At 73.6% G+C, this 20,403-nt stretch carries 16 protein-coding genes and 1 pseudogene; 3 read left to right on the forward strand and 14 right to left on the reverse strand.

From position 1 onward, the window contains the following. Positions 1 to 21 precede the first annotated feature (21 nt). From thpD to cobC, 6 genes are all read right to left on the reverse strand, one after another. Complete coding sequence (gene thpD / locus NUM_RS14630) at positions 22 to 930, reverse strand: ectoine hydroxylase (protein ID WP_207125389.1); 909 nt, start codon at positions 928 to 930, stop codon at positions 22 to 24. After that, positions 927 to 1,340 carry an ectoine synthase gene (locus tag NUM_RS14635; RefSeq protein WP_207125390.1) on the reverse strand — a complete coding sequence of 138 codons (414 nt, stop codon included), beginning with the start codon at positions 1,338 to 1,340 and terminating at the stop codon, positions 927 to 929. Before NUM_RS14635 ends, thpD begins: the two co-directional genes overlap by 4 nt. Before the next feature lie 12 nt (positions 1,341 to 1,352). Beyond that, the gene (gene ectB, locus NUM_RS14640; protein WP_225918579.1) at positions 1,353 to 2,606 is read right to left on the reverse strand and encodes a diaminobutyrate--2-oxoglutarate transaminase; all 1,254 of its coding nucleotides are present in this window, start codon (positions 2,604 to 2,606) and stop codon (positions 1,353 to 1,355) included. A gap of 24 nt (positions 2,607 to 2,630) precedes the next feature. Then, on the reverse strand, positions 2,631 to 3,182 hold the full coding sequence (gene ectA / locus NUM_RS14645; protein ID WP_207125391.1) for a diaminobutyrate acetyltransferase: 552 nt from the start codon (positions 3,180 to 3,182) through the stop codon (positions 2,631 to 2,633). A 278-nt stretch (positions 3,183 to 3,460) separates the two neighbouring features. After that, positions 3,461 to 4,714, reverse strand: a complete 1,254-nt coding sequence (cobA, locus tag NUM_RS14650) for a uroporphyrinogen-III C-methyltransferase (RefSeq protein ID WP_207125392.1) — start codon at positions 4,712 to 4,714, stop codon at positions 3,461 to 3,463. Beyond that, the gene (gene cobC, locus NUM_RS14655; protein WP_225918580.1) at positions 4,711 to 5,784 is read right to left on the reverse strand and encodes an Rv2231c family pyridoxal phosphate-dependent protein CobC; all 1,074 of its coding nucleotides are present in this window, start codon (positions 5,782 to 5,784) and stop codon (positions 4,711 to 4,713) included. The genes cobA and cobC overlap by 4 nt, the downstream gene beginning before the upstream one ends. Before the next feature lie 288 nt (positions 5,785 to 6,072). Between cobC and NUM_RS14660 the strand changes: the two genes are divergently transcribed. After that, the gene (locus tag NUM_RS14660; protein WP_207125393.1) at positions 6,073 to 6,984 is read left to right on the forward strand and encodes a hypothetical protein; all 912 of its coding nucleotides are present in this window, start codon (positions 6,073 to 6,075) and stop codon (positions 6,982 to 6,984) included. Positions 6,985 to 7,173: 189 nt separating this feature from the next. Here the strand turns inward: NUM_RS14660 and NUM_RS14665 are convergent, their stop codons facing one another. Together NUM_RS14665 and NUM_RS14670 are read right to left on the reverse strand one after the other, a co-directional pair. Beyond that, the gene (locus tag NUM_RS14665; RefSeq protein WP_207125394.1) at positions 7,174 to 7,767 is read right to left on the reverse strand and encodes a GNAT family N-acetyltransferase; all 594 of its coding nucleotides are present in this window, start codon (positions 7,765 to 7,767) and stop codon (positions 7,174 to 7,176) included. Positions 7,768 to 7,864: 97 nt separating this feature from the next. Next, positions 7,865 to 9,271 carry a cobyrinate a,c-diamide synthase gene (locus NUM_RS14670; RefSeq protein WP_207125395.1) on the reverse strand — a complete coding sequence of 469 codons (1,407 nt, stop codon included), beginning with the start codon at positions 9,269 to 9,271 and terminating at the stop codon, positions 7,865 to 7,867. A gap of 165 nt (positions 9,272 to 9,436) precedes the next feature. Here NUM_RS14670 and NUM_RS14675 point away from each other — a divergent pair, with 165 nt between their 5' ends. Continuing rightward, positions 9,437 to 10,411 (forward strand): SURF1 family cytochrome oxidase biogenesis protein, encoded by a 975-nt coding sequence (locus tag NUM_RS14675; RefSeq protein WP_225918581.1) that lies wholly within the window; start codon positions 9,437 to 9,439, stop codon positions 10,409 to 10,411. A gap of 38 nt (positions 10,412 to 10,449) precedes the next feature. On the opposite strand, the gene NUM_RS14680 is transcribed toward NUM_RS14675, so the two are convergent. Beyond that, positions 10,450 to 11,991 carry an ATP-dependent DNA ligase gene (locus NUM_RS14680; RefSeq protein WP_207125396.1) on the reverse strand — a complete coding sequence of 514 codons (1,542 nt, stop codon included), beginning with the start codon at positions 11,989 to 11,991 and terminating at the stop codon, positions 10,450 to 10,452. 281 nt (positions 11,992 to 12,272) lie between these two features. Between NUM_RS14680 and NUM_RS14685 the strand changes: the two genes are divergently transcribed. Beyond that, positions 12,273 to 13,088 carry a metal-dependent hydrolase gene (locus NUM_RS14685; RefSeq protein ID WP_207125442.1) on the forward strand — a complete coding sequence of 272 codons (816 nt, stop codon included), beginning with the start codon at positions 12,273 to 12,275 and terminating at the stop codon, positions 13,086 to 13,088. A 77-nt stretch (positions 13,089 to 13,165) separates the two neighbouring features. On the opposite strand, the gene NUM_RS14690 is transcribed toward NUM_RS14685, so the two are convergent. The 5 genes and pseudogenes from NUM_RS14690 to NUM_RS14710 form a co-directional block, all read right to left on the reverse strand. Then, a complete protein-coding gene (locus tag NUM_RS14690) occupies positions 13,166 to 13,924 on the reverse strand; it encodes a site-2 protease family protein (protein ID WP_207125397.1) in 759 nt (252 codons plus the stop codon). Next, the gene (locus tag NUM_RS14695; protein ID WP_207125398.1) at positions 13,921 to 15,282 is read right to left on the reverse strand and encodes a dipeptidase; all 1,362 of its coding nucleotides are present in this window, start codon (positions 15,280 to 15,282) and stop codon (positions 13,921 to 13,923) included. Before NUM_RS14695 ends, NUM_RS14690 begins: the two co-directional genes overlap by 4 nt. Positions 15,283 to 15,372: 90 nt before the next feature. Further along, positions 15,373 to 16,530, reverse strand: a complete 1,158-nt coding sequence (locus tag NUM_RS14700) for a M48 family metallopeptidase (RefSeq protein ID WP_207125399.1) — start codon at positions 16,528 to 16,530, stop codon at positions 15,373 to 15,375. Between the two features lie 1,025 nt (positions 16,531 to 17,555). Beyond that, positions 17,556 to 19,115 (reverse strand): annotated as a pseudogene (locus NUM_RS14705) (cobyric acid synthase); the annotation flags it as partial. Positions 19,116 to 19,120: 5 nt separating this feature from the next. Further along, positions 19,121 to 20,128, reverse strand: a complete 1,008-nt coding sequence (locus NUM_RS14710) for a cobalamin biosynthesis protein (protein ID WP_225918582.1) — start codon at positions 20,126 to 20,128, stop codon at positions 19,121 to 19,123. Positions 20,129 to 20,403 lie beyond the last annotated feature (275 nt).

Consider the following 20,403-nt stretch of genomic DNA (forward strand, 5'->3'; position numbering starts at 1 on the left):
CGGCCCGAGGTGTTGCGCTGCTCAGCCGACCGGGGTGAAGTCCCGGCTGGCGATGAACGGCGGGCGCGGCGACGGGGCCGCGAACGGCTGCACCGTGGCGTTCTCGACGCTGTTGAACACCACGAAGATGTTCGACCGCGGCCACGGGGTGATGTTGCCGTTCGAGCCGTGCATGCAGTTGCAGTCGAAGATCGTGGCCGACCCGGCCTTGCCGGTGAACTGCTCGATGCCGTGCTTGTTCGCGAGCAGCTTCAGGCTGTCCTGGTCCGGGGTGCCGATCTCCTGTTCCTTCAGCGACTGCTTGTAGTGCTCCGCCGGCGTCTCGCCGACGCACGAGACGAACGTGCGGTGCGAGCCCGGCATGATCATCAGGCAGCCGTTCTGGGCGAAGTTCTCCGTCAGCGCGATGGAGATGCTGCACGCCCGCATCGCCGGCATGCCGTCCTCGGCGTGCCAGGTCTCGAAGTCGGAGTGCCAGTAGAAGCCGGCGCCGCCGAACCCGGGCTTGTAGTTGATCCGGCTCTGGTGCACGTACACGTCGGAGCCGAGGATCTGCCGCGCGCGACCGACGACCCGCTCGTCGGCGACGAGCTTCGCGACCAGGTCGGAGATCTTGTGCACCTCGAAGATCGAGCGCACCTCGTTCGACGACTTCTCCACCACGGTGCGCTCGTCCGCCCGTACCGCCGGGTCGGTGGCGAGCCGGTCCAGCTCGGCGGAGTACACCTCCACCTCGGCGTCGGTGAGCAGCTGATCGACGCTGAGGTAGCCGTTCCGGTCGTAGTCCTCCAGGGTCTGCGGGTCGATCGGCCCCGTCGCGCCGGTCGACCAGACCACCGGGTCGCGGCGGAAGATCAGGCTCGGCGTCGGACGCTTGCGCGTCGGGTACTCGTCGGGCACGGTCGTCGGCAGGGTCACGGTCGTGGTCATGCGGACACCTCCTGGGTGGTCTCTTCTTCGACGATCAGCGGGTAGACACCGTTGTCGTCGTGCACCTCACGGCCGGTCACCGGTGGGTTGAACACGCAGATCGTGCGGATGTCGGTGATGGGGCGCATGATGTGGTGCTCGTGCCCGTCGAGCAGGTACATGGTGCCGGGCACGATGTGGTGCTTCTCGCCGGTGTCGGCGTTGGTCAGCTCGGCCTCGCCCTCGATGCACAGCACCGCCTCGATGTGGTTCGCGTACCACATGTGCGTCTCGGTGCCGGCGTACATCACCGTCTCGTGCAGCGAGAAGCCGACCTTCTCCTTCGCCAGTACCAACCGCTTGCTGCGCCAGGTCGCCGCCTTGACGTCGCGGTCGGTCTCGGTGATGTCGGCAAGTGAACGAACGATCATTGGTCCTCCAGCTCAGTGTGCGGCGTCGGCGACCGCATCGGTGAGGATCTCGAGTCCCTCACCCAGTTCGTCGTGGCCGATCGTCAGCGCGGGCATCAGCTTGGCGACCTCGCCGTCCGCACCGGCCGTCTCGATGAGCAGGCCGCGGTCGAACGCGCCGGTCACCACCTTCGCCGCCACGTCCGCGTCGGCGAAGGCGAGGCCCCAGGCGAGCCCCCGCCCGCGTACCGCGATGTCGAGTTCGGCGTGTTTCGACGCGATCGCGGTCAGCGCCGACTCCACCACCTCGCCCTTCGTCGCCGTCTGGGCCGGCAGTAGGTCGTCGGTCCAGAACAGTTCGAGGGCCCGGGTCGCGGTGACGAACGCCGGGTTGTTGCCCCGGAACGTACCGTTGTGCTCACCCGGCGACCACACGTCCAGTTCCGGCCGCAGCAGCACCAGCGCGAGCGGCAGCCCGTAGCCGCCGATCGACTTGGACAGGCAGACGATGTCCGGCTCGATGCCGGCCACCTCGAAGCTGAAGAACGGCCCGGTGCGGCCGCACCCCATCTGCACGTCGTCGACGATGAGCAGGATGTCGTGCCGTTTGCACAGGTCGGCCAGGGCGCGCAGCCATTCCGGGCGGGCCACGTTGATACCGCCCTCGCCCTGCACGGTCTCCACGATCACCGCGGCCGGCGCGTTCAGGCCGCTGCCCGAATCGGCCAGCAGCCGCTCGAACCACAGGAAGTCCGGCACCTGGCCGTCCAGATAGTTGTCGAACGGCATCGGCGTGGCGTGCACCAGCGGAATGCCGGCGCCGCCGCGTTTCATCGCGTTTCCGGTGACCGACAGCGAGCCGAGGGTCATCCCGTGGAACCCGTGCGTGAAGCTGATGATCGACTCGCGCCCGGTCACCTTGCGGGCCAGCTTCAACGCCGCCTCGACCGCGTTGGTACCGGTCGGCCCGGGGAACTGCACCTTGTAGTCCAGGCCGCGCGGGGCGAACACGTGCTCGCGCAACGCCGCCAGCAGCTCGCGCTTGGCGGTGGTGTGCATGTCCAGCCCGTGCGTCACGCCGTCGCGTTCGAGGTATTCGAGCAGCGCGCGTTTCAGCTCGGGCTGGTTGTGACCATAGTTCAGTGCGCCCGCACCCGCGAAGAAATCAAGGTAGGAGCGACCGTTCTCGTCGTACATTCGGCTACCGACGGCATGGTCGAAAACAACCGGCCAGGTCCGGCAGTAACTACGGACTTCGGATTCGAGATCGGCGAAGAGATTCATCATCCTCCGTCGGTTGTTCGGTTGTGGTCAGCGTGGCAGCGGACCGATTCGGAACAACACCTCCTCGTTGTGCGGGCCACCACTGAAATGCTCTTCGGTAAACAGGGATTGTTTGGTGAGCGAGGCACCGCGAGCGCGGGCGAAGCCCGCGAACAGACGCGCCGAGGGCACGTTGTCTGGTGTCACCGTGGCCTCCAGGAAGGCCACGGGCTGGGTCCTCGCAACCCGATCGACCAGCGCGTCCAGCGCGCGTACGGCCAATCCACGCCGCCGGTATGCGGCGTCGACCGCCACCTGCCAGACGAACAGCGTGTCCGGCGCATCGGGGCGCACGTACCCGGTGACGAACGAGGCCACCGAGTCACCGTCACAGCCCACCACCGAGGTGGCCGCGAAATCACGGCACCACAGCAGATAGCTGTATTCGGAGTTGACGTCGAGCGTGCCGGAATCGGCCGCCAGCCGCCACAGTCGGGACCCGTCGGCAACCGTCGGAGCCCGATAGACGACCGAGCCACCACGATCGTCGGTCATCGACTCGACGGTCGCGCTTGGCGAATCCTGCGGTTGCCCGGTCATGGCTGCCGACGATAGTCGGGGGGCACTGACCGCTCAACCGGAACGGGCCACAGCAGGCCCGGATTCCCAATAGCCACAACAGATCCCGAGAAACTGTGGCATAATTAACAGAAAATAGTTCGGGAGAAACTCTGGCCAGGCGACCCGCCCGACCGGTAACGTCAGTCGGATCCCCTGATCGACGCTGCGCTCGTTCGGCGCCGGCGTCGGGCGCCCCCGACTCCCCGGCCGAAAGCGCGCAACCCGCAACGGTTCGGCATCGCGGCCGAGCGCGCGAATCAGTCCGTTCCGATGGCGTCGACCACCGGACCGATCACCACCACCGCCGGCGCACCGATCCGCTGCCGGTCCGCCGCCGCCGCGACCGTCGCCAGCGTCGCCCGCACCGTCCGCTGCTCCGGCGTACCGCCGCGTTCCACCACCGCCGCCGGCGTGTCGGCGGCCCGTCCGAGCTCGATCAGCCGGCCCGCGATCGCGGCCAGGTTCGCCACCGCCATCAACAGCACCACGGTGCCGCGCAGCCGGGCCAACGCCGCCCAGTCCACCAGCGAGTCCGGATGGCCCGGCGGGACGTGGCCGGAGCACACCACCAGCTCGTGCGTGACGCCGCGATGGGTGACCGGGATGCCCGCCAACCCCGGTACCGCGATCGCGCTGGACACCCCGGGAACCACGGTCACCGGCACGCCGGCGGCCAGGCAGGCCGCCGCCTCCTCGCCGCCGCGGCCGAACACGAACGGGTCGCCGCCCTTGAGCCGGACCACGAACCGGCCGGCCAGCGCGCGCTCCACCAGGACCGCGTTGATCGACTCCTGGGCGAGCTGACGCCCACGCGGGATCTTCGCCGCGTCGATCACCTCGACGTCACCGCGCAGCCCGTCCAGCAGCAGCTGCGGTGCCAGCCGGTCGACCACCACCACGTCCGCCCGGGACAGCAGCCGCCGACCACGCACCGTGATCAGTTCGGGGTCGCCGGGCCCGGCACCGACCAGCGCCACCCCGGGCACCGGACGCGGCGCCGCCGGTACCAGCCGGCCCGCGGGCGGCGGCTCGGGATGCCGGAAGCGGGGCGCGTCGAGGCTGCCGTCGGCCAGGCCGGCGGCGATCGCCTCGCGCAGCCGGACCGACCGTCGCGGGTCGCCGCCGCCCCACACCGCGACGGTCAGCTCGTCGGCGCCGGTGACGGTCGGCGTCCAGGCGGTCGCCACCGCGGCGTCGTCGGCCCGGACGCAGAACACCCGGCGCCGCTCGGCCTCCGCCGACACCGCGGCGTTCGCGGCCGGGTCGTCGGTGGCCGCCAGTACCAGCCACTGACCGTCCACATCGGATGGTACGAACTGCCTTTGCCGCCAAGCGATCTCGCCGAGTGAGGCGCGCTCGTCCAGGGCCGGTGTCGCCGCCGGCGCGACCAGCGTGACGACCGCCCCCGCGGCGAGCAGGGCCGGAATCCGGCGCTGCGCGACCGCGCCGCCGCCCACCACCAGCACCGGGCGGCCGGCAAGCCGCAGCCCCAGCGGGTACAGCTCGCTCACCGGGCACCGCCGCACGCCGTCAGCGCCGCGACGAACCGGTCGGTGGTACCGGCGTCCCGGACGGTGATGCGCAGCCAGTCCGGGCCGAGACCCGGGAAGGTGTCGCCGCGGCGCACGGCGTACCCGGCGGCGCGCAGCTCGTCCCGCAACCGGTGCGCACCGGGCCGATGGACCAACACGAAGCGTGATCTCGGCTCGCCCACCACGGGCAGCCCGGCGGCGGCCAGCCGGGCCACCAGGTACCGCCGGTCGGTGTCGAGCCGCTCGGCGATGCGCCGCTCCGCGGCCACCGCGCGCGGCTCGGCGAGTACCCGGGCGGCCGCCAGGGCCGGCGACGAGACCGGCCACAGCGGCTGGGCCGCGGCGCAGCGGCCGACCACGCCGGCCGGGCCGAGCAGGTACCCGACGCGCAGGCCGGCGAGCCCCCAGGTCTTGGTGAAGCTACGGATCACCACCAGGCCGGGCAGGTCACGGCGGCCCGCGAGCGACTCCGGCTCGCCCGGCACCGTGTCGGCGAACGCCTCGTCGACCACCACGACCCGACCGGGCCGGCACAGCCCGGCGATCGTCTCCGCCGGATGCAGCACCGATGTCGGGTTCGTCGGGTTGCCGATCATGACCAGGTCGGCGTCGTCCGGCACCAGCTCGGGTGCCAGCTCGAACGGCGGCTCCAGCAGCACCCGGTCGACCCGGTGCCCGGCCGCCCGCAGCGCCGCCTCCGGCTCGGTGAACTGCGGATGCACCAGCACCGCGCGGCGCACCGGCAGCGCCCGCGCCAGCAGTACGAACGCCTCCGCCGCGCCGGCGGTGAGCAGTACCTCGGACTCCGGCCGGCGGTGCCGGGCGGCCACCGCGGCGCGGGCCGGACCCGGATCGGGGTAGCGCGCGAGGTCGTCGAGCGCGGCCCGGACCGCGTCGGCGAGCCAGCCCGGCGCCGGTTCGTGCCGGACGTTGACGGCAAGATCCACGAGGCCGGGCGCCAGTTCGGTGTCGCCATGGTGACTCAGATCGACGGCGTCGGCGGCTAGGCTCCGCTCCGGAAGCGCGACGGAACGCTCGCTCGATGCCACGCTGAGTGCTCCGTCCGGTGACGCAGCGAGGGCGCCTCCGCTCGCCGACCCGGGCGAAGCGCCCGAAGACGTCGTCGCGACGGTGACGCCGACCGCACCCGGATTCATAGCCATGACGCCATTCTCACAACCGAACGAACGGCCGAGTGTGTGCGGCCCAGTCTTGCCTTAATGTGCCTCGCTGGGATTTCGTGACCTGCGATCCCGGCATGCCGGCCGCGCAGCGGCCGGGGCGGAGCAGCAGCGGTCATGAGGACCGCAGTCTCGGCGTACGGGGAGGATTCAGCGTTGACGACTCCACAGAGCGGCCCGCCCGACGACCGTCGCACCGCGGCGCCGCCGGGCAGCGGTCGGCACCGTTCGGACCTGCCCATGCAGGCGCCGAACGCACCGACCGCGGCCGGCCCGCCGGCGCGCGGGTTCGCCGCACCGCCCAGCTCGCCGGGGCCCTACGGGTCGCCCGGCCCGTACGGACCGCCCGGTGGCGGCTTCCCGTCACCGAACGGGGCCGGGCCGTACGTGCCGTCCGCGCGCTCCGGCCCGCGCAACGAGCCCGTGCAGCCGCAGGACTCGGCCGCCGGCCGCTACCGGTCGCTGAAGGACATGTCGGCCCAGCAGCCGCCGGCCGCCCCGCCGCAACGGGCCGCGCCGCGGCAGACCGCCGTGCCGGACGCGCTGCAGAACCTCACCACGACCACCGAACAGCCGAAGCGGAAGTGGACCGGGCGCCGGTGGACCATCCTCGGCAGCATCGCCGGCGCGGTGGTGCTGGTGCTGGTCGTCGGCGGCTACTTCGGCTACCGAGCGGTCGCGCCCTACTACGGGCTCGGCTACGTCAGCGGGCGCTCCACCACCGTCGAGGGGGTGAAGCTGACCACGACCCAGGTCAAGTGCGGGCTGTCCACGCCGCCGTTCGGCGAGCGCGGCACGCCGCACGGCGCGTACTGCGCGATCGTCGTCTCGGCGCACAACGTCGGCAAGCAGACCGCGGTGATCAACCTGCGCACCTGGACCGCCGACCTGGACGTCGGGCTGGACCACGTCGAGCCGGTCACCGAGTGGCTCGCGTTCCGCAACGAGATCGTCGAGACCGGGCAGAAGGCCAGCTTCCAGCTCGCGTACGACATCCCGACCGGTGCCCGGCTGGACCGGTTGCACCTGGTCGTCGGCGAGCACAACGGCACCATCGCCACCACCTGAGACCGAACCGGCCGCGCCGTCTCGTACCGGGACGGCGCGCCGGTCCGGCCGCGCCGCAGCACCGGCGCGACGGCAACGGCGACCGGCGCCACGCCGTGAGCGGCCGGCGCACCGGTGTGTGCGGGTGGCGAGGTCGGCACGGCGGCGCAGCGGTGCGCTGACGGACATCGAGCTACCGAACCCCGGCCGTCAGCCGGCCGCGTGCGGGTCGCCGCGCAGGTCGGCCGGGACCAGCGACCAGACGCTCAGGTCGACCCGGCCCGACTCGACCACGCCCGCGTTGCGCAGCAGGCCCTCGTAGACGAAGCCGGCCTTCTCGGCCACCCGGCGGGAGGCCACGTTGCCGGCCGCGACGCGCACCTCGACCCGCTGGAACCGGTGCTCCAGGATCAGGTCGACGGCGAGCGCGTCGGCCGCCTCCGCGGTGTAGCCGAAACCGCGCGCATCGGGTGCCACCGCGTACGAGATCTCGGTGCTGTGGGTGCCCCAGTCGGTGCGCTTGGTCCACAGCAGGCCGACCAGCCGGTCGTCGTCGCGCTGCACGATGCCGTAGTGGTCGCCGTCGCCTCGGGTGCGCCGCTCGGCCGCCATCCAGGTGCACCACATCTTCGCGTCGGCGTCCGTGTACGGCGAGGGGAGCGACATCCAGCGCCGGGTCTGCCGATCGGCGAACACCGCGGTGACCTCGGACGTGTCCGCACCGGTCAGCGGGCGCACCAGCAGCCGGGGCGTGACCACGGTCAGCTCCGGGAAGCGGGCAGCCGAAACTGTCTGCGCGGTCATCTGTCCTGCCTTCGTCATACCGCCCCCGCGGGACCAAAGCACGTCAACAGTACTCACCCGCCCGGCTCGGAACCAAACCGCCCACGCGGCGCGAAAGTCAGCCGATGGCCGCCACGAACCGCGCAGCCATCTCGGGATGGCCGGCCCAGTGTACGGTCAAGAACGAGGCGTGCACCTTGCGCCAGATGAAGCCCTCCGGCCGACCGCCGTTCCACTGCCAGGCCGCGTTGTCGCCGGCCCGCGGCGTCACCGTCGCGCGGTGGTGCTTGTGCCCGACCACCCGGGCGCCGACCTTGACCACCGAGCTCGACGCCCGCGCCACCGCATCCCGGTAGCCCAGCACCAGCAGGTTCGTGGTCTGTGCGGACGCGTCGAACATGCCGCACATCTCCCGCCCGTCGTGCTCCTTGACCAACCAGAGCAGACCCGCGTTCTCGGCATAGATCGGGCCGTCCTCGCGGGCCAGCGCGACCACGTCGTCCTGCAGCCGCCGGTTCGCCGACAGCTCGTCCGCGAACGCCTCCGGGAAACCACCGCCGAACACCAGCGCCCGGGTACCGGCGGGCAGCCGCTCGTCGCGCACCGGGTCGAACGGCACCACCTCCGCACCGGCGGCGGTCAGCAGCTCACCGGTCTCCGGGTACGAGAAGCTGAACGGGTCGGAGCCCGCCACCGCGACGATCGGCCGCTCCCCGGCGGCCGGCAGGCGGTCGGTGGCGTACCCGACGGCGGCCGGCGAGACCGGCGCGGCGGCCTCCGCCGCGGCGCCGACGGCGGACTCCGGCGACCAGGTGTCCACCGACAGCGGCGGCGCGGACCGGGCCAGCGCCAGCAGCCGCTCCAGGTCGAGCCGGGCCAGCATCCGCTCCCCCAGCCGGCGCACCGCGCGCACCGCGTCGACCGCGCCGTCCACCACCGGAACCATCCCGTACGTCCGGGGCGGCAGCTGGCTGAAGTCGTGCCGGCGCAGCACCCCCAGCACCGGGACGCCGATCTCGCCGAGCGCCGAGCGCAGGATCTCCTCGTGCCGGTCGGACGAGACCCGGGTCAGGATCACCCCGCCGAGCCAGAGCTGGTCGTCGTACGCCCGGAAGCCGTGCACCAGGGCGGCCGCCGACTGGCCCATCGCCGCCGCGTCCACCACCAGCACCACCGGCGCCCGCAGCATGCCGGCGACCTGGGCGGTGTTCTCCTCGCCGGCCCGGCCGGACAGCCCGTCGTAGAGGCCCATCGTGCCCTCCACGATCGCCACGTCAGCGTCCCGGGCACCGTGCAGGAACAGGCCGGGCAGCAGGTCGCCGCCGACCATCCGGGGGTCCAGGTTGCGGCCGACCCGGCCGGCGGCGAGACCGAGATAGCCGGAATCGACATGATCCGGACCGATCTTGAACCCGGCCATGGTCAGACCGCGCGCCGCCAGCGCCGCGATCAGGCCGACGGACACTGCGGTCTTGCCGTGCCCGGACGAGGGCGCGGTGATCACGAGGCGGGGAACGGCGGGCATCGGGGCACTCCTCGGTGCGGAAAGGGCAATGATCCACTCAAGGGTCTGCCGGCGGACCTCGTCCGAAGATCCCCCGAACAGCCCCTGTCAGTCTGCGCAACGCATGCAAACCACAGCTCAGCGCCCCCGGTGCCGCCGCCCGGCGCAGGTCGGTAGCGTTGACCCGTGCCCGACACCGGCTCGCCGACGCAGGCGAGGCCCAGCGTTCTCGGCGTGCTCCGCACGCCCCGCTGGGTGCTGTTCGGACTGCTCGCGATCGCGCTGGCGGTCGGCATGGTCTTCCTCGGCGTCTGGCAGCTGCACCGCTACCAGCTGCGCTCCAGCATCAACGATCGGATCGACCGGCACGCCGCCGCGGCGCCGGTCGCCGGCACCGACCGGATCCTGCCGGCCGGGCGCAGCCCGTCGGACGCCGACGAGTACCTCCGCGTCCGGCTCACCGGCCGGTACGACCCGGCGCACCAGATGCTCGCCCGGGTCCGCACCGTCAACGGCAACGTCGGGTACGAGATCCTCACCCCGCTGCGCCGCTCCGACGGCACCGCGGTGCTGGTCGACCGTGGCTGGCTGCCGCCGGCCGATCCGGACGGCGCGGCCGACCCGAAGGTACCGGCGACGCCGCGCGGCACCGTGACCGTGGTCGGCCAGGTACGGCTGCCGGAGAGCGGTGGCAGTGGCCCGACCCGGCGCAACGGCCACGTGGAGGTGCGCCGGATCGATCCGCGGCTGCTCGCGTCCGCGGTGCCCTACCCGATCGCCGGCGGCTACGTCACCGCCACCTCGCAGACCCCGGCGCTGTCCTCCCGGTTCGTCCCGATCCCGATCGACCACCAGAACGCCGCGATGAACCTGTCGTACATCCTGCAGTGGTGGCTGTTCTCCGGCATGGCGCTGGTGGGCTTCGGGCTGCTGATGCGGTGGGAGTCGCGCAAGCGGGCCGGGCTGTCCGCGCCCGGAGACCGCCCACCCGGCGCGCGGTCGGCCGGGGCGTCGGCGGGCCGCGGTTCGCGGCTGCCCGAGGACGAGCCGGCCCGACCCGCCGGCGGCTCGCGGCTGCCGGAGGACAACGTGGCCGCGGCGGCGCCCGCCGTCCCGGATCGTTCGTCCCGGCTGCCGGAGGACCACCCCGGCACGCCCTGACCGGCCCGTGCGCGCGGGAGGGTCGGGCGTCGTCGGGGTCAGCCGGCCGGTTCACCACCCGAGGCGCGCCAGATCTCCCGCACCGTGTCGATGGTGTCCGCCTCCGCCGCCGACTTGTCCTCCCGGTAGCGCAGCACCCGGGCGAACCGCAACGCCAGCCCGGCCGGGTACCGCGGGCTGGTCTGCACGCCGTCGAACGCGACCTCGACGAGCAGCTCCGGCCGGACCCGAACCAGGTAGCGCCCGGTGTCGACGGCCAACTCCTGGAGCCGTTCGGTCTGCCAGGCGAGCATCGCGTCGGTCAGCCCCTTGAACGTCTTGCCCAGCATCACGAAGCCGTCCGGGCCGGCGGCGCCGAGGTGCAGGTTGGACAGCAGGCCACGGCGCCGGCCGTGACCCCACTCGGCGGCCAGCACGACCAGGTCGAGGGTGTGCCGGGGCTTCACCTTCAGCCAGCCACCGCCGCGCCGCCCCGCCTCGTACGGCGCGGCGAGCGACTTGATCACCACGCCCTCCTGCCCGGCGGCGACGGCGTCGGCGAACCGCTGCTGGGCCTCCTGGGCCGAGCCGGTGGTGCGCCGACCGACCCGGGCCACCGCGGGCACGATCCGGGCCAGTTCGGCGAACCGGGCCGATGCCGGCTCGTCGAGCAGGTCGACCCCGTCGGCATGCAGCACGTCGAAGAAGAACGGATGCAGCGGTAGCTGCGCCGGATCGGGTGCCCGCCGACCGATCCGCGCCGCGGTCACCTGGAACGGCCGGGGCCGGCCGGCGTCGGTCAGCGCCAGCGCCTCGCCGTCCAGCACCAGGCTGCCAGCCGGCATCGCCCGGGCCGCCGCCACCAGCTCCGGCACCCGGTCGGTGATGTCGTCCAGGCTGCGGGTGAACACGGCCACCTCGGAGCCGTCCCGGTGCACCTGCACCCGGACGCCGTCCAGCTTGTCGTCGACCGAGACCGGCGCGCCGTCGACCGCCAGCCGGCGCATCGCCTCGGCCACGTCCGGCGCCGGCTGGGCCAGCATCGGCGCCAGCGGCCGCCCCACCGTCAGGCCGAACTCGGCGAGCGCGGCCTCGCCACCGGACAGCGCGGCGGCGGCGACGGCGCGCAGGTCGCCGGACCGCAGCAGCGCGCGCCGGACGGCGGTCGAGTCGACCTCGGCGGCCCGGGCCACCGCCTCGGCCAGCACACCGGCCAGCGCTCCCTGCCGCACCTCGCCGGCCACCAGCCCGGACAGCAGCCGCTGCTCGTCGGCGGTCGCGGCGCCGAACAGCTGGCCGAGCATGGCCCGCCGCCGGGTGGTCGAGCCCGCACCGCGCTGACCGGCGATCTCGGCGAACGCGACGTCGACCGCGGCGACGGTCAGCGTCGGATGCTCGGTCGGGGCGGGCAGCTCGCGCAGCCCCGCCCAGCCGACGCCGAGCTGACGCTGGCGCAGCTCGCCGGACAGGTAGGCGACGCCGGCGGCCACCTCGTCGGGCGCGAGCCGGCGCAGCGCGTCGGCGAGCAGCTCCACCTTCGCCAGCCGCGACCGGGTCGCCGCCACCGCGGCCGAGGTCGACGCCACCTCCGCGAACAACATCCACCCATCCTGCCCGGCCGGTACGACACTTCCGCGGCGATCGGGGCGGTCGGCCGGCGGCTCGACCGTCCAGATCGGACCGTCCGAACCGGAGGGTCGCCCCGGACCGGACGCCGGGAACGTCGTACCCATCTGGCACAGTGGGCGCGGCCGTGTCGATCGGTGCGTTCCGGTGTCGTACCAGCCTGCCGGGACGGGCAGCGAGCAGACCGTGCCATTCGGTGCATCGGCGCCGCCCGGCCTCGGGCGGCGCCGCGATTCTGGGGAGGACGCCGACGATGGTGATGGGGCCGACGCACGCGATGTCCGGCGCCGCGGTCTGGCTGGCCGGCTGCTGGGCCGCCGGCCACTGGTGGGACTACCACCCCGACCCGGTGCAGCTCGGCGTCGGCGCCGCGGTGTGTGCCGGCGCGGCGCTGCTGCCCGACCTCGACCTGTCCGGCCGGGTCACCGCCAACAAGGGCGGCGCCATCGTCGCGCACACGTTCGGCGTCGTGTCGTTGTTCCTCGCCGAGTGCGTCGAGAAGATCTCCCTCGGGGTCTACAAGCTGACCCGGATGCGCCGCGATCCGCAGCGGCACAACGGTCACCGCACCCTCACGCACACCTGGCTGTTCAACGTCGGGCTCGGGTTCGGCGTCGGCGAGCTGTGCACCAGGTTCGGCAAGTGGGCGGTGATCGGCGTGCTGTTCTTCATGTTCGCGCTGGCCATTCGCGGCCTGCTGCACACCTGGGCGAAGAAGCGCGGCTGGGTGATCACCACCTTGTGCGCGCTCGCCGCCGCCTTCTCCGCGTACGCGTTGCTGCCGACCGGCCGCGGCTACCCGGTGATCGGCGTGGCCATCGCCGCCGGCGGCATCGTGCACACGTTCGGCGACATGATCACCAAGGAGGGCTGCCCGGTGATCTGGCCGCTGCCGACGGGGCGGCGCACCTGGCGCGAGTTCGGCGTGCCCGACGCGGTTGCTGTCAAGGTCGGCGGCGGGGTCGAACGGAGGCTGCTGCTGCCGGTGTTCGTGCTGGTCGCGCTCGTCGCCGGGGTCGCCGTGCTGGCACCCGGCTTCCTACACCACCTGGCCGACTCCGCGCTCGGCTGAGTGCCGGCGCGGCGCCGATCGGCGCCCCGGCCCCCGGCGCGGTCCGGTGCCGGTCGGCGTGACCGGCACCGGCTCGCTCAGGTCCAGAAGCGGAACAGCTGGTCGCCCAGCGCCACCGCGCCGAGCGGGATGCCGATCAGGTCGGCGAGGAAGAACACCAGCCGGAAGAACAACGCGTTCACCCGCGGCTCCCACAGCAGCGCGAACACCAGCAGCATCCCGTACGGAGCGATCATCGCCGCACCGCGCCGCCAGTGCGGCGGCAACCACGGCTCCAGGATGCCGTAGCCGTCCAGGCCCGGCACCGGCACCAGGTTCAGCACGCTCGCGGTGACCTGCAGGAAGCCGAGGAACGCCAGCGCGGCCCAGAAGTCCAGATGGGTCGAGTCGGCCACGCCGAGCCAGAACGGCGCCGCCAGCAGCAGCGCGAAGACCACGTTGAACGCCGGGCCGGCCGCCGAGACCAGGCTGTGCCGGGCCCGACCACCGATCCGCGCCCGGTCCACCCACACCGCGCCGCCGGGCATGCCGAACCCGCCCAGCAGGACGAACACCAGCGGCAGCACGAAGGACAGCAGCACGTTGGAGTACTTGAGCGGGTTGAGGGTCAGGTAGCCGCGCTCGACCACGCCGCCGTCACCGAACCGGTACGCGAGGAACGCGTGGCCGAACTCGTGCAGGCACAGCGACACCAGCCAGCCCGAGCCGACCAGAAGGAACGCGTCGACGCGGACGTTGCCCACGCCCGTCCAGGTGGCGGCGCCGGACGCCACCAGCAGCGCGACCAGCCCGAGGAAGATCCAGGACGGTCGACGCTGCCGGTCGCCGGGTCTCACCGCTCCGACGCCGGTGCGAGCTTGGCCAGCAGCAGCGCCTCGGCCACGCAGGCCCGCCGCCACTCACCCAGGTGCAGGCTCTCGTTGGCGCCGTGCGCCCGCGCGTCCGGGTCCTCCACGCCGGTCACCAGGATCGCCGCGGACGGGAACGCATCGGCGAACTCAGCCACGAACGGGATCGAGCCGCCGATGCCCATGTCGACCGGCGCGGCGCCGTCCCAGGCGGTCCGGAACGCGTCCCGGGCCGCGTCGAACACCGGGCCGGTCGCGTCGATCTGGTACGGCGCGCCCAGCTCACCGCGCGTCACGGTCACCGAGGCGCCCCACTCGACGTGCGTGCGCAGGTGCTCCAGCAGCGCGGTCATCGCGGCCTCGGGGTCCTGGCCGGGCGCGAGCCGCAGGCTGACCTTGGCCCGCGCCGACGCGACCAGCGTGTTCGACGCGTTCTGCACGGATGGGCAGTCGATGCCGATCACAGTCACGGCAGGCTTGTTCCAGTTGCGCTCGGTGATCGAACCGGTGCCGACCAGCTGCACCCCGTCGAGCACGCTGGACTCCTCGCGCAGCCGCTTCTCCGGCATCTCCACGCCGGTCGGGCCGGCCTCGTGCAGGCCGGGCACGGCGACGTTGCCCTGCTCGTCGTGCAGGGTGGCGAGCACCCGGCACAGCGTGGTGAGCGCGTCCGGCACGACCCCGCCGTACATCCCGGAGTGCACGGCGTGCTCCAGCGTGCGCACCTCGACGTAACAGTCGGCCAGGCCACGCAGCGAGGTGGTCAGCGCCGGCGTGCCGACGTCCCAGTTGCCGGAGTCGGCGAGCACCAGCACGTCGGCGGTGAGCAGCGCGGCGTACTCGTGCAGGAAGCGCTCCAGGGTCGGCGAGCCGCACTCCTCCTCGCCCTCGATGAACAGGGTCACACCGACCGGCGGCCGGCCGTCGAAGGCGCGGATGGCGGCCAGGTGGGCGGTCACTCCGGCCTTGTCGTCGGCGGCGCCGCGGCCGTAGAGCCGCTCCCCCTGCTGGGTCGGCTCGAACGCGGCAGTGTGCCAACCGCTCTCGTCACCGACCGGCTGCACATCGTGGTGCGCGTAGAGCAGCACGGTCGGTGCGCCGGGCGGCGCCGGGATGCGGCCGACGACGGCCGGTTGGCCGCCCTCGACGCTGAGGATCTGCACGTCCGGCACGCCGGCGGACCGGCACAGCTCGGCGACCAGTTCGGCCGAGCGCCGGACCTGCTCGTGGTCGAAGCCCGGGAACGCGACGCTCGGCACCCGGACCAACCGTTCCAGGTCGGCGCGAACCTCGGGGAGCACCCGGTCGACCGCGGCCGTGACATCCGCATCGCTGGGAGTGCTCATGCGGCACCTCCCCGCGACGGTCGCGGCGAGCAGGGCAACGGCGCAGGTCGGAGTGGGGTCATCGTCATGGTCCGGATCGTATGCACCCGGTCAGCGATCGTCGCCCCCCGGGTCCTCGCCGCGACGGGCGTCGCCGGACACCCAGGCCCGCAGCTTGTCCGCCCCGGCCTTGGCCCACTCACCGGCCACGTTGGCCCCGTCACCGAACCGGCGCAGCAGGCCGGCCAGCGGGTCCTGGGACCGCGCGAACGCGTCCTGGTAGGACTTGGCGGCCGCCTTGACCTCCTCGCTGACCGAGGCGTCCGCGTCGTCCTCGCGCAGCGGGTAGTCGCCGGACAGCACCCGCCGGTACTCGCCGGTCTCCACCCAGCGACGCAGCTCGGCGGCGCGGGCCACCGGCATCGGATGGGTCGAGGCCTCCAGCAGCATCAGCTTGACCAGGCTGTCCCGCAGGTCGCCGTTGGCCCGGTCGTACTCGTTGGCCTGGGCCAGGAACGCCGCGGTGTCGATGTCGGACAGGTCGCCGCCGCCGGCGAACTTCATGTGCACCCGCAGCGCGGCGGCCGGGTCCTGGCCGGCGAGCAGGCCGGCCCGGTCGGACGACAGCTCCGCCTTGCGGTACCACTCCATCAGCGCCGCGACGATGCCGCGCAGGGCCAGCGCTCCCAGCGGGATCCAGTTCAGCCCCCGCATCAGTTCCAGCAGCCAGACCAGCAGCGTGTGGTAGACGGCGTGACCGGAGCGGATGTGGCCGAGCTCGTGGCCGAGCACGAACCGCAGCTCGTCGTCGTCCATCATCTGCACGGTGGCGCTGTTGACCACGATGAACGGCTTGTCCATGCCGAAGGCGCCGGCGTTGGCGAACGGCGTCTGGGAGACGTAGAGCTCCGGCAGGTCGGCCGGCTCGCCGGCGTCGAGCGCCGCCGCCGCCTCCAGGTAGATCGCGTGCACCCGCGAGTACTGCCAGCCGTTGGCCCGGATCGACGAGCCCAGGTACTTCATCCGGAAGTAGCGCTCGTTGAACAGGCCGAAGAACTTGCGCAGGATCTCGTCGAACCCGCGCAGCTCACGCAGCGCCACCAGGGCACCGCGGTCGGCCGGGTGCTCCCAGGCCCGCGAACTGATCCCGGTGAGGGTGACCCGACGGCGCGCGGGCTGCCGGGCGCCGGCGTCCTCTCGGTCCGGGCCACGTCCCGCACCATCCTGGCCGCTGCCCCCGCGCGGTCCGTTGCCGGTCGAGTCGGTCATCGTGCCCTCCCGCGATTCGTCTGTGTGCCGTCAACGCTAGGCCGTCCCGGCCACCGTCGGCTGCCTTCCCCACCCGCAAGATGCCCCTACGGGAAACCCTGGCACGACCCGACGCCGGGAACTATCCGGACAAAGTGCGTTTCCGGCCGATGATCGATGGTCGGGGCACCATCCGCCACCAGGTCGACCCGCTCGACCGTGCGGTCGGCCGCGAAGTGCTGGTCCTCGTCGCTCATCCACCTGGTCCAATCGGGCACCACGCCGGCGCCGTCGCGGCGCACGCCCCGCTCGTACCGGAGTCGCCGGTCGGTCTGCACGTAGAGCGACCTGGTGAGCAGCGGCCGGGCCGCCGCCCGCGCGGTCGTGACCCCGTCGAGCAGCAGCACGTCGGGGCGGCCGATCGGCTCGAACCGGTCCGGGAACGCGCCACGCTGCCAGTCGTACCGCCGGAACCGGGCCGGTTCACCCCGGCGCAGCGGCGCCAGCACCCACTCCTCCAGCCGTGGCCAGAACGACACGATGTCCAGCCAGCCCTGCAGCAGATCGTCGGTGTGCAGCAGATACACCCCGGCACCGGTGGCGGTCAGCGCGTCGGTGAGCCGGGTCGCGAGGGTGCTCTTGCCCGAGCCCGCGCGCCCGTCCACCGCGACCACCCGAGCCGGACCACACCGGGCCGGAGCGGCCAGGATCTCGGCGGCCAACCGGTCGAACGAGACGACCTCGCGATCACCGGTGACGAGCGGCTCGGCCGGGCGGGCCGGCGGTGGACCGGCCGCCACGGTGGGACGGTCGGTGCCGTCCAACACGGCCAGTACCTGAGCGAGGCGACGCGGAACAGCCGACGTCACGAACCGTGGACCGGGCGCTGCGGCCGGGGTCGGGGTCGGCGGCGGCGGTGGGGTACCGGGCGTCGTCCCGGAAGTGGCGGGCGGCGGGCCAGGCGCTGGGACCAGCGGCTCGGTGGGAACGGTCGGTGCGGTCGCCGGCGGGACGGACCGGCCGAGCGGCGGCACCGGTGGCTCGCCGGGCGGGACGGGCCGGCCGAGCGGCGGCACCGGTGGCGGGCCGGGCGGGACGAACGGCAGGCCCGGCGGTGCGCCGTGCGCGATCAGCCGTTCGAGCGCGGCGCCGTCGAGATGCTGGTCGACCAGGTCGCCGAGGCGGTCGAGGGACGCCTCGCGCAGCGCCGGGACGTCGGTGTCGGTCGACACCTGGAAGCCGTCACGGCCGGCCAGCCGGGCGACCTCGACGAGGAACGCCCGGCGGAACGCGTTGCCGTCGAAGGTGCCGTGCCAGTGGGTTCCGAAGACCGAGCCGGCTCGGCACCCCTCGCCCGCGCCCGCCGCGTCCACGATCAGCGGCGCGGCGGTCGCGTCGTAGCCGACCTCGGCCCGGCCGTGATGGATCTCGTACCCGTGCACCGGCGCGCCGAGTGCGCTCCCGTCGACGCGGGCGAGCCGCTTGCCGGCGGCGAACCGGACGTGCACGGGCAGCAGCCCGAGCCCGTCGACCAGCCCCCGCCCGCTCTCCACCGGATCGTCGATCGTGGCGCCGAGCATCTGGTAGCCGCCGCACAGCCCGAGCACCGGGCGACCGGCGGCGGCGTGCGCCCGGATCGGTTCGGCGAGCCCGCGGTGTCGCAGCCAGTCCAGGTCGGCCACGGTCGCCTTGCTGCCGGGCAGCACGATCAGGTCGGCGTCGGCCAGCTCGGCGGCCGAGGTGGTCAGCCGGACCGAGACGCCGGGCTCGGCGGCGAGCGCCTCGACATCGGTGGCGTTGGAGATGCGGGGCAGCCGAACCACCGCGACCCGCAGCCACTGCGAGCCGCGGGCCGGCCCGGGGCGGCCGAGCAGCCGCCCGTCGGAGTACGACAGGGAGTCCTCGGTGTCCCACCACAGGTCCGGCTGGTAGGGCAGGACGCCGAGGGTGGGCCGACCGGTGAGGTCGGTGAGCATGTCGAGCCCGGGCCGCAGCAGCGCGGCGTCGCCGCGGAACTTGTTGATCACGAAGCCGGCGACCAGCCGCTGATCGGCCGGTTCCAGCAGCGCCAGGGTGCCGAACATCGAGGCGAACACTCCGCCGCGGTCGATGTCACCGACGACGATGGTGGGCAGTTCGGCGGCCCGGGCCAGCCCCATGTTGGCCAGGTCACCGGCCCGCAGGTTGATCTCGGCCGGGCTGCCGGCCCCCTCGCAGATCACCACGTCGTACTCGGCGCGCAGCTGGTCGAGGGTGGTGGCGACGATCCGGCCGAGTTCGGCGCGCAGCGCACCGTAGCGCCCGGCGGACACCTCGCCGCGCGCCTCGCCCAGCACCACGACCTGGCTGCGGCGGTCGGAGCCGGGCTTGAGCAGCACCGGGTTGAACCGCACGCTCGGCTCCAGCCCGCTCGCCGCGGCCTGCCACGCCTGCGCCCGACCGATCTCGCCACCGTCGGGCGTGACGGCCGAGTTGTTCGACATGTTCTGCGCCTTGAACGGCGCGACCCGCACGCCGCGCCGACGCAGGTACCGGCAGAGGGCGGCGACGAGGGTGCTCTTGCCGGCGTCGGAGGTGGTACCCGCGACCAGCAGGGAGCCGCGCAGCCCGGTCACCGGGACCGTCCGCGCCGGGCGGCGAGCCGCCGCGCCACTCGCACGGTGGCACGACGCAGCAGGGCCCGCCGGGCCGGGGCCGCCAGCAGGTGCCCGGCGGTGATCGCGACCGTGGCCGCGCCGACCACCGCGGACAGCCGGGCCGCCCGGACGATGTCGACCGGTTCGGCCCGACGGCCGGTGCCGAGCTGCGGCCGGTCCTCGACTCGGCCGGCGTACACGTTCCGGCCCCCCAGCCGCACGCCGAGGGCGCCCGCGGCGGCCGCCTCGACCTGGCCGGCGTTGGGGCTGGGGTGCCGGTGTCCGTCCCGCAGCCAGGTGTGCAGCGTGGACCGCCGACTGCCGCCGACGACCGGCGCGGCCGCGACGGTCAGCGCCGCGGCCAACCGGGCCGGGGCGAGGTTCGCCAGGTCGTCGAGTCGGGCAGCGACCGTGCCGAACCTGCGGTAGCGCGGGGACCGGTGCCCGACCATCGCGTCGAGGGTGTTGATGGCGCGGTAGCCCACCAGGCCGGGCAGGCCGGCCAGCGCGCCCCAGCACAGCGGCGCGACCACCGCGTCCGAGGTGTTCTCGGCGAGAGACTCGACCGTGGCGCGGGCCAGCCCGGAAGTGTCCAGTGTGGACGGATCGCGGCCGCACAGCCGGGGCAGCCGGGCCCGCGCGTCGGCCAGGTCACCGGCGGTGAGTGCGGCGGCCAGCCCGGTCGCCTCGCGGCGCAGCGAGGTGCCGCCGAGCACCAGCCAGGTGCCACCCGCGACCGCGACGGCCCGGGCGAGCGGACGACGTCGGGTGGCGAGCCCGACGCCCAGCGCCGCGGCCACCGGAACGCCGACCGCGACCGCGGCGAAGCGCAGCCCGGCCGACCGGGATGGCCGGTAGCTGCGGCGTTCCCACCGCTGGACCAGAGATCCGAAACCCGCGACCGGATGCAGCCGGCGTGGATCGCCGAACACCAGGTCGAGACCGGCCCCGGCGACCAGGCCCGCACCGTTGGCGGCCGCCAGCCGCCATGCGGCATCGTCGCCGAGGCGTCCCGGCCGGTCCGCGAGCAAGGACACGGAGCGCTCGGCGAGGGCGCGGGCCAGGTTTGCGGGCAGGCCGGACCGGAGCCCGGGGCGGGCGACGAGTTCGGCGATCAGCTCGACGCCCTGCCGTACCGCGGGCAGCCAGGTCTCGACCGCCGCGGTCAGGTCGCCGTGGCGCGCCGGCGCGACCGCCCGGCCGTCCAGCAACCCGCCGCCCAGGCGGACGATCTCGTCGCCCCGAACCATGGCATTCC

The organism is Actinocatenispora comari, assembly GCF_017312725.1.
GTDB lineage: Bacteria > Actinomycetota > Actinomycetes > Mycobacteriales > Micromonosporaceae > Actinocatenispora > Actinocatenispora comari.